Annotated in this window: 4 protein-coding genes; all 4 read left to right on the top strand. The window is 66.9% G+C overall.

What is annotated here, in order from left to right; all coding sequences use genetic code 11:
* The coding region (locus ABT300_RS43235) for a nucleotide-binding domain containing protein (RefSeq protein WP_351688439.1) at window positions 1–445 on the top strand (445 nt) is incomplete at its 5' end.
* A complete protein-coding gene (locus ABT300_RS43230; protein ID WP_351688436.1) occupies window positions 442–1,083 on the top strand; it encodes a class II aldolase/adducin family protein in 642 nt (213 codons plus the stop codon). The genes ABT300_RS43235 and ABT300_RS43230, both read left to right, overlap by 4 nt.
* Window positions 1,084–1,097: 14 nt before the next feature.
* A complete protein-coding gene (otnI, locus tag ABT300_RS43225; protein ID WP_351688433.1) occupies window positions 1,098–1,901 on the top strand; it encodes a 2-oxo-tetronate isomerase in 804 nt (267 codons plus the stop codon).
* A partial coding sequence (locus tag ABT300_RS43220) for an NAD-dependent epimerase/dehydratase family protein (protein WP_351688430.1) occupies window positions 1,898–2,367 on the top strand: 470 nt, incomplete at its 3' end. The genes otnI and ABT300_RS43220, both read left to right, overlap by 4 nt.

Here is a 2,367-nt window from a genome sequence, read left to right as displayed (position 1 = left end):
CGTGTCCCTAAACCTGGACCGGATCGCGTCAGGCGTCGACGTGGCGCCGGAGGTGCTCGACCGCCTGTCCCGCGCACTGGGACGCCAACCCGTTCTCGTCTATTCGACGCGCTCGCCGATGGAGGTGAGAGCCTTCCAGGATCTCGTGGGACAGCAGCGCGCCGGCGAGCTCGTCGAGTCTGCCTTGGCACGCATCGCCGTCGGGCTGGTGGATCTCGGTGCGGGCGCTCTGGTGGTCGCCGGTGGAGAGACGTCCGGGGCCGTCGTACGCGCACTCGGCGTCGACTCGCTGCAGATCGGTGCCCAGATCGACCCCGGGGTTCCGTGGTGCGCCACCCGTCGATCCGGTCGAACGCTCCACCTCGCCTTGAAGTCCGGGAACTTCGGGGGCGCCGACCTCTTCACGCGTGCATTCGCCCAGCTCGACTGGAAGGCGGACACGTGACCAGCGATCTGCGTGAGGAAATCGTGCGAATCGGCCGGAGCCTGTTCGAACGCGGTTATGTCCACGCCGCCGCCGGGAACATCAGCGTCCGACACTCCGACGGGTTCCTCATCACGCCGACCGACGCCCCGCTGGGCTTCCTCGACGCGGACCGGCTGGCCGAGTGCGATCTCGACGGAAACCAACTGAGCGGCGCGCGGGCGAGTAAGACCCTGCGGCTGCACCGGCGTATCTACGCCGAGGCGCCCGACGCCGGTTGTGTCATCCACACCCACGCCACGCATCTGGTGGCCCTGACGCTCCTCGGAGTCTGGTCGGCCGAGGACGTTCTCCCTCCCCTCACTCCCTACTACGTGATGAAGGTAGGTCATACGCCGCTTGTGCCGTACCGACGTCCCGGGCATCCCGACGTGGCCGACCTGGTGGCGGAACGCCTCCGGAGAAACCCGCATCTGCGCGCCGTGATGCTCGACCGCTTGGGTCCACTGGTGTGGGCCGAGAATCCCTCGGCGGCGATGGCGATCCTCGAGGAACTGGAGGAGACCGCCCGGATATGGCTCGCGTCGGGGCGGTCGGACTCGGGTCTGCCGGCAGAGGCGTTGAAGGACTTGGCCGTCACGTTCGGCTCGCACTGGTGATGGGGGTGTTGTAGATGGTCAGGCTTGCCGCCAACTTGTCGATGCTCTACGGCGACCACGACTTCCTCGACCGCTTCGAGGCCGCGGCCGTGGACGGCCTCGACGCAGTCGAGTACCTCTTCCCGTACGACTTCGAACCCTCGGTGCTTCGTCAACGCCTTGACGACAACGGTCTCACTCAGGTGCTGTTCAACGCGCCGCCGGGCGACTGGGGCGCGGGGGAGCGCGGGATCGCGTCGCTGCCTGGCAGGGAAGGAGAGTTCCGCACAGGGATCGACCGAGCCTTGCAGTACGCCCACGACTTGGGATGCGGGCAGGTGCACGTGATGGCGGGCATCGTCCCGGAGTCGGCGAACCCGTCCGAGTACAGGGCCCGCTATCTGGAGAATCTGGCCTGGGCCGTGGAAAGGGCCAAGCCGACTGGCGTTCGGCTTCTCCTCGAACCGATCAATCGCCGGGACATGCCCGGCTACCTCCTCACGCGCCAGCGAGAAGCGCACATGGCGGTGACCGGCATCGATCCGTCCGGCCTCGGGGTTCAGCTCGACCTGTACCACTGCCAGATCTCCGAAGGCGATCTCACGACGACGCTGGGCAGGGACCTGCCCTCGGGACGCGTCGCCCATGTGCAGATCGCCGGAGTTCCCGACCGGCACGAACCAGACCGGGGCGAGGTGGACTTCGCCCACCTGCTGGGCGAGCTCGACCGTCTTGGTTACGACGGTGCGGTGGGGCTGGAGTACCGCCCGGCTGCTGACACCAGCACGGGATTGACGCGTTTTCGACAGTACATCCGCGACCGGGGAGTCTCAGCATGAGAGTTGTGATCACTGGAGGATCTGGCTTTCTTGGCAACCTGTTGGCCAAGGAGTTGTTGAGGCGCGACCTGTTCCGCGGAGAGAGAATCCGCGAACTGGTGCTCCTCGACCGCACCGTTCGGCCGGCTGAGTGGGAGGACGAGAGGGTCACGGAGGTCGAGGGCGACCTTCGCACAGTCCTCGACGATGTGTTCTCGGAACCGGTCGATGCGATCTTCCACCTGGCCGCGGCCGTGAGCGCCGAATGCGAGGTCGACTTCGATCTCGGGATGCGGAGCAACGTCGACACCACCCGCGGGCTCCTCGAGTCGACTCGAAGGCAGCAGGGCGCCGGCGGACCTTGTGCGTTGGTCGTCCTCGCGAGCAGCGTCGCCGTCTACGGTCAAGACCCCGAGGTCTCGGCTCCGGAGATGATCTCCGAGCAGGTCCTTCCCCTTCCGGCGTCCAGCTACGGGGCCCAGAAGAC

It is taken from the genome of Streptomyces sp. NPDC001027, assembly GCF_040299045.1.
Lineage (GTDB): Bacteria > Actinomycetota > Actinomycetes > Streptomycetales > Streptomycetaceae > Streptomyces.
The sequence above is the reverse complement of the archived record's forward strand: the minus strand, read 5'-3'. Positions and strand labels throughout refer to the sequence as shown.